The 7536-nt window shown below is 41.5% G+C and carries 5 protein-coding genes; all 5 read right to left on the bottom strand.

Annotated elements, in window-relative coordinates:
- Window positions 1-2405 (bottom strand): hemagglutinin repeat-containing protein (locus A9G32_RS06985; RefSeq protein WP_176701329.1); only part of this gene is annotated, 2405 nt, incomplete at its 3' end.
- Window positions 2406-2752: 347 nt separating this feature from the next.
- The gene (locus A9G32_RS06980) at window positions 2753-3286 is read right to left on the bottom strand and encodes a hypothetical protein (RefSeq protein ID WP_065589701.1); all 534 of its coding nucleotides are present in this window, start codon (window positions 3284-3286) and stop codon (window positions 2753-2755) included.
- Window positions 3287-3300: 14 nt separating this feature from the next.
- Window positions 3301-3642 (bottom strand): hypothetical protein, encoded by a 342-nt coding sequence (locus A9G32_RS06975; protein ID WP_065589700.1) that lies wholly within the window; start codon window positions 3640-3642, stop codon window positions 3301-3303.
- A 240-nt stretch (window positions 3643-3882) separates the two neighbouring features.
- Entirely contained in the window at window positions 3883-4227 is a 345-nt protein-coding gene (locus A9G32_RS06970; protein WP_065589699.1) for a hypothetical protein, read from the bottom strand.
- Window positions 4228-4230: 3 nt separating this feature from the next.
- On the bottom strand, window positions 4231-7536 hold a 3306-nt coding region (locus tag A9G32_RS06965), incomplete at its 5' end, for a hemagglutinin repeat-containing protein (RefSeq protein WP_176701328.1).

Raw genomic sequence — 7536 nt, 5'->3', positions numbered from 1 at the left:
CCACTGATTAAGCCGTTGATGATACTAACCGCCATGTCAATGCCTTGACGGGTGTCACTGCCCATCGCTGACATGCCTTGATTCATCGATTCTTTGTAGGCGTCTTCGTAGATTTTTTGTTGCTGCTCGTCGGTTAAAACGATGCCTTTGTCTGCGGCTTTTTCTTGTTCTTTTTCTACCGCTTCTTTTGCCTTGGATTCAGCTCTTATCCGGTCAATATGATTAAGCATCGTTAACGTTTCACCACCAATTTCACTCACTAACTGCGTTTGGTCGATGATGTCTTGCTCTTTTTGTTTGTTAAAAATGTGTTTGAGCTCGTTATTCGCCTGCTCAGTATCATGACTTAATTCGTTGATATCTTGTTTTTGGTCATCCTTATTGCGGATAATTATCGTCCCTTCCGATACCGCTGAATGCGTCGTCGAATGCTCGCTTTCGTTTTTATTGCGACTGGTTGGCATCGATGGCATGCCGCTAGAGCTTACCCCTGCACTGCTGCTACTGACTTGGTAGTCCGCTTTGTTTTCGATATCACTAAAGCTGATTGTGCCTGTGTCAAGGCGGTTTTGGCTCTTGTCTTTCGCTTCTGAGGCTATCACCGCCCCTTTTAGGTCGGTGTTATTGCCGACCTTAATGTCAAAGCCACCACTGCCGGCAAAAATACCCGATTGGTCAGTCACACTTTGCCAGTTGCTGTCCATTTTCGTTTTGCTCGCCGAGGCATTAATACTACTTGAGCCTCCATAAGAAAAACTCCCCCCTACCGAGGTTGACGTGCTTTTAGAGTGGAACTCATCACTGTCTTGTTTCGATTCAATATTAAGGTCATGACCTATATCAGCCACCACCCTATCGCCTTTCACTTGCCCTGCAACAATGTTGGCATCATTACCGGTGATGATGGTGAGCTTGTTGCCTGCTTCAACGACGCTTTCACTCCAGTCGGTGCCGTTGCCCTTTTCGCGGGATTTGCTTTGGCTAGCACTGGCCGAGATGGTAAAGCCATTTTTTTCTCCACCAAAGTTATAGCCCACGCCTACCGAGCCACTGCTGCTTTTTTCTTTGCTGTCGGTTTTTATCGTGTTTTCTTGTCCAATGATGTTAACATCATGGTTCGCTTTGAGCATCGCATCATGACCTGCAGATACCTGACTGCCGATGATGTTGATATCGCCACTCTCTTTTTGACCATTGCCCGTCGCAATAATGCTGAGGTTATGCCCCGCTGAGACGCCACTACTTACCACGGTGTGTTGCTCTTGGTTTACCGTGCGTTTGGTTTTTTCACTGCCCAAACTGACATTAATGCCAATCGAGGCTTGTGGTGTGCCATTTTGTAAATTAGCACCGCCCTCTAGCGCCGCATTACCCGCTTGTAACCCCGCTTTAATATTCATCAGCGCTTTGGTTTTTTCATTGGTCTGCTTTTTCGCTTGCTCTCGGGTTTGGTTGGCATTGTAAATATCACTCGCCGTGCCTGTTATCGAAACAGTAAGCCCTGATTTTTTGCGCTCATACTCTTCTTGATACGTCGTTTTCGCATCTAATGCTTCGATATTGACGTTTTCGCCTTGTAATTTGATATTTTGCTGGGCGATGACATCACTGCCTTTAATACTTAGGTCTTTACCCGCTTGGATATTGACACTGCCTTTTGTACTACCTACAACACTGCCCACAAAGGCTTGTTCGGTATTTGTTTGTTTTAACGATTCGCTTTCTTTACCTGCCGTAAAGCCTATTCCACCACTGCCCATTAACCCAGATTTTTTGGTCTTGGTTTCGTGTTTTCGGTAATACGACTCTTCCGCTGCATCAATCGTGATATCTTTCCCTGCACCAAGACTCACATTGTGCGTACCTACCACTTCACTGCCTGTAACCGTTAAATTGTTACCCGCATTAATGTTTACCTTATCACCATAAATCCCACTGCCTTTTTGGGTGATGTTGTCGACCGCTATATCTTCAGTAATTGAACCCTTATTAAGCAACCCTTTCGTTTTGGTTTTGTGATGCTCGGTTAACTGTAAACGTTCTTGTTCACTACCAATATCAATATCATGCTCGGCTAATAGGTTTATGCGCTTATCGCTCGATAGCTCCGCTGATTTCGCTAAAATATCATGCCCCGCAATTAAGTTAAGGTCGCCTTGGGTTAACAGTTCACTGCCCGCCACATCTTCAATATCAACCTTGCGTGAGTGATTCTTATTCCATATCGCGTCTTGATAGCTTTCTGTCTTTAAGGTCGATAAATTGATATCGTGCCCCGCTATCACGTTAGTGACCCCATCTTCACCGCCATTTATTACCAAGGCCGCACCTAAATTAATGTCATGCCCCGCTTTTAAGTGGATATCGCCATCGGTGACGCTGAGACTTGAAACTTGGTCAATCACTGTGTTTTTGCTTTTACCCGATAATAATGCCCCCTCCGACGTTAATTGCGGGCGGTTATTTTGTAAAAATAATTCAGGATTCTATACCGTTTCATTTTATTAAAATTCAATAACAGCTTATTACTTGACGAATTGCATTAAGAGGGATAGGGTAAATAAAGTACGGTATAGTCTTATAATCTTGTGAGATCCTAAATTGAATGACTCAGTTTTATATACAGGTTATCCTATTGCAATTAAAACCAAACAAACCCAATTGGTGTTAGAGTTCATAACTTAGTTATAAATTGAATCATCTATTCCAATTCTGCTAGGCTTGTCACAGAATTGGAAAAAGTAAAACAAGGTTATTTAGGAATTTTCCCTGTCCACCAAATCGGCTTTTCATCCGCGCCTAAGTTATCAAAAACAGATAGTGGTATTTGTTCATAGCTTATTGAGTAAGGTAATGTAGTTATAGCCACCATTACTGGTTGATACTTATAATCGGGCTCTGACTTAAAACCTTCATGATTTATTTCGGCAGATTCAACACAATAATGAAATGCATAAAAATAACGTTCAAAAATATCATATAAAGTTGATTTTGTTCTGTCTAAATCACTTTTGGCTTTACCTGATAAAATAGGACCCCAATCAATGGCTTCTCTATCTAACTGTTTAAATTCTTCCTCGACCAATTTCATTAACGATTTAGCCGTATCTATCTCCTCTAACTTCAAATATCGACGATATAAACGGTCTGTTAAAATAGACCAATCTTCTTTGGGATATTTAGGCAGAAGATAATATGAAATACAATCAAAAAATAATTTCATATCACTGTCTGTACCTAAAGCAAATACGGAACTTCCCCCACTAAAACCGGTATCTTTTGACATTATTCATTTACTCCTTATTTTGTTATAAACCTAATATGTTCTCGTTTAATGATCCCGTTAGATTTCTGAACGATTCCTCGTATAATTTTGAATTCTTGTAATGCACTTAAATGCTGACCTCTAACATCTATCCGAACTTGTTGCTGCATACCATTTGGTAAATGTTTTTGTCGTTCAATTGCTTGTTTGGAAATATTATTAATCAGATTATCAGCGTATTTGCCTATATCATAATTTTTCACTTCTATTGAACAAGTTGTGCCATTACAAAAATCAGGTCTTACACTTCCTTTTGTACCGTGAGGGACTTCTACACCATCTTTATAACTTACTTGACCTCTATAATCTGGAGGCAAGCTGGCGCCGACATCTTTTTCTGATGTGGATTTTTATACGGATAACTCTTTACGATTAAAACCAAACAAACCCAATTGGTGTTAGAGTTTATAACTTAGTTATAAATTGAATTATATATTCCAATTCTGCGAGGTTTGTCACAGAATTGGAAAAGTAAAACAAGGTTATTTAGGAATTTTTCCTGTCCACCAAATCGGCTTCTCATCCGCGCCTAAGTTATCAAAAACAGGGACTATATTTTAAGGTTGATATAACAAAGAACGTTGCATTGCAGGTTTAATTTCATTAAACCAAGCTTTATAAACAAGTTCTTTAGGGTAGTGATTATAAAAATCCTCTATATTTTCCAAATCAACTTCTATAGCTTTCACGAGCTGTTTATAGCATTGCATATATTGTTCTTGAGTTAACTCGGAAAAATTTAAATCACTATCATAGAGATCATAACTAAAATAAACCTTTTCTGCTATATTATTTCCCAGTTGCATTATGTAGGGACGAACATATTCGCCAATAACAGACATAAACGTTGAGTTATATCCAACGCATTCTACCTCTTTTCCAAAATAAAATATACCAGCCATATTTTACCTCATAATATGAATTTTAGATCGTTGATATTCTGGTAACGTCTTAATGTAATTTTCAAGACGTGTTCGATTATCAGACGTCAGTTTCCTAAAATCTAATGGAACAATATCTGCTTTATCTAAATGTTCATGTAATTTTTTAATATTTCTATCCCAATTATTATTAAAAAACTTATTCATAGCATTGATTTCTCTTTCTGTTCCGTTAGATGTCGTAAACATAAAATCTACAGTTTTACCTTTATTTGGACCGCTTGTAAAAATGAAGTCAGCTAAACTATCCTTATCCTTAATACGTTCAACTTTTCCGCCTAACAATTTTTCTAATTCAATCGCAGCTGCACCTTCTGCTAACTTTACTTTTCCTGCATGCGGATCTACTGTTAATTTGCTTTCACGATCAATCTGACGTTTTATTGTTTCTAGTTCCTTTTCCGATAACTTCTGCCCTGTAGTTCTAGACTTCCAAGCTAAATCGCTCAAACCTTTTGCTGTAACGCCACCTGTTGAAAGTGAAAATAACAATTCAGCATCTGATGCTGACACGCCTAATATATTAGAAAGTCCCTCGGCTGTTTGCGTATGATAAGTTTTGCCATTATAAATGACCATTAACCCCGTTGCACCATTATCAACCATTGACCATGTTAAATATGCACTTGGTAGACAACCTACTAATGTGGTACAACCCGGTGATAATGCGACTGCTGCCATTCCATCTACGACAGCCATCCCAACTTGAAGAGTACCTCCTGCTCGGGTACTTATGCTGTATTCACTGTCATAATAGGTCATCGTATCTGAAATTTTATTGCCTGTCGTATATTCAAATAATTCTTCTATTTTTTTATAAGACTCTTTGCCGCCTCCTGTAATATAAGGTGGTAATTCGACTTCAATTTCAGCTGTTTGACCTTTCAATTGTTCTCTATAAGATTCTAACTCAGGGCTATTACCTAGCTCTTCTAATGCTAAATACGCTGCTTTATCTGGGTCATCATCCGCTAATCCAGCTGAACAATGAATTAATGCACAAGCTGCTGCACGATATAATAAATCTTCTCGTTCGTTTCCTTTAACAAGCTCGTCAATGCGTTTCTTTTCTGTTGGAGTAAGTAGTCGGTTATTCTCAACCGCATTTTTCCCTGCAGCAACCCCTGTATTCACATCTTGGATATCACCGCCCATCGCCGCAATGGCAAGGCCTGTGGCGAGTTGGGTTAGGGCGCTGATTTGTTGTCTTTCTTCTTGGCTTAGGTCTTTGATGTCTTTATCAGGGTAAAGGATACCCGCAATAACCTCAGCACCGCGTTCACTTGCGACAGCGCCTAAACCACCTGCAAGTGCGGAGTTGCCTTGCAGCTCGGCTACCACGGCGCCGAGTATGGCATGGCTGACGGTGTTGGCGAGGGTGTTTCCTTCGGTCTGTTGTTTGATAATAGTCGCTATTTTTGGTGCAAGTGCCCCTGCGGCTGCCCCTGTCATGTCGCCACTGATTAAGCCGTTGATGATACTAACCGCCATGTCAATGCCTTGACGGGTGTCACTGCCCATCGCTGACATGCCTTGATTCATCGATTCTTTGTAGGCGTCTTCGTAGATTTTTTGTTGCTGCTCGTCGGTTAAAACGATGCCTTTGTCTGCGGCTTTTTCTTGTTCTTTTTCTACCGCTTCTTTTGCCTTGGATTCGGCTTTTATCCGGTCAATATGATTAAGCATCGTTAACGTTTCACCACCAATTTCACTCACTAACTGCGTTTGGTCGATGATGTCTTGCTCTTTTTGTTTGTTAAAAATGTGTTTGAGCTCGTTATTCGCCTGCTCAGTATCTCGGCTTAGTTCGTTGATATCTTGTTTTTGGTCATCCTTATTGCGGATAATTATCGTCCCTTCCGATACCGCTGAATGCGTCGTCGATTGTTCGCTTTCGTTTTTATTGCGACTGGTTGGCATCGATGGCATGCCGCTAGAGCTTACCCCTGCACTACTGCTACTGACTTGGTAGTCCGCTTTGTTTTCGATATCACTAAAGCTGATTGTGCCTGTGTCAAGGCGGTTTTGGCTCTTGTCTTTCGCTTCTGAGGCTATCACCGCCCCTTTTAGGTCGGTGTTATTGCCGACCTTAATGTCAAAGCCACCACTGCCGGCAAAAATACCCGATTGGTCAGTCACACTTTGCCAGTTGCTGTCCATTTTCGTTTTGCTCGCCGAGGCATTAATACTACTTGAGCCTCCATAAGAAAAACTCCCCCCTACCGAGGTTGACGTGCTTTTAGAGTGGAACTCATCACTGTCTTGTTTCGATTCAATATTAAGGTCATGACCTATATCAGCCACCACCCTATCGCCTTTCACTTGCCCTGCAACAATGTTGGCATCATTACCGGTGATGATGGTGAGCTTGTTGCCTGCTTCAACGACGCTTTCACTCCAGTCGGTGCCGTTGCCCTTTTCGCGGGATTTGCTTTGGCTAGCACTGGCCGAGATGGTAAAGCCATTTTTTTCTCCACCAAAGTTATAGCCCACGCCTACCGAGCCACTGCTGCTTTTTTCTTTGCTGTCGGTTTTTATCGTGTTTTCTTGTCCAATGATGTTAACATCATGGTTCGCTTTGAGCATCGCATCATGACCTGCAGATACCTGACTGCCGATGATGTTGATATCGCCACTCTCTTTTTGACCATTGCCCGTCGCAATAATGCTGAGGTTATGCCCCGCTGAGACGCCACTACTTACCACGGTGTGTTGCTCTTGGTTTACCGTGCGTTTGGTTTTTTCACTGCCCAAACTGACATTAATGCCAATCGAGGCTTGTGGCGTACCATTTTGTAAATTAGCACCGCCCTCTAGCGCCGCATTACCCGCTTGTAACCCCGCTTTAATATTCATCAGCGCTTTGGTTTTTTCATTGGTCTGCTTTTTCGCTTGCTCTCGGGTTTGGTTGGCATTGTAAATATCACTCGCCGTGCCTGTTATCGAAACAGTAAGCCCTGATTTTTTGCGCTCATACTCTTCTTGATACGTCGTTTTCGCATCTAATGCTTCGATATTGACGTTTTCGCCTTGTAATTTGATATTTTGCTGGGCGATGACATCACTGCCTTTAATACTTAGGTCTTTACCCGCTTGGATATTGACACTGCCTTTTGTACTACCTACAACACTGCCCACAAAGGCTTGTTCGGTATTTGTTTGTTTTAACGATTCGCTTTCTTTACCTGCCGTAAAGCCTATTCCACCACTGCCCATTAACCCAGATTTTTTGGTCTTGGTTTCGTGTTTTCGGTAATACGACTCTTCCGC

Source organism: Gilliamella sp. Gris3-2 (genome assembly GCF_001690345.1).
GTDB classification, from domain to species: domain Bacteria; phylum Pseudomonadota; class Gammaproteobacteria; order Enterobacterales; family Orbaceae; genus Gilliamella; species Gilliamella bombi.
The sequence above is the reverse complement of the archived record's forward strand: the minus strand, read 5'-3'. Positions and strand labels throughout refer to the sequence as shown.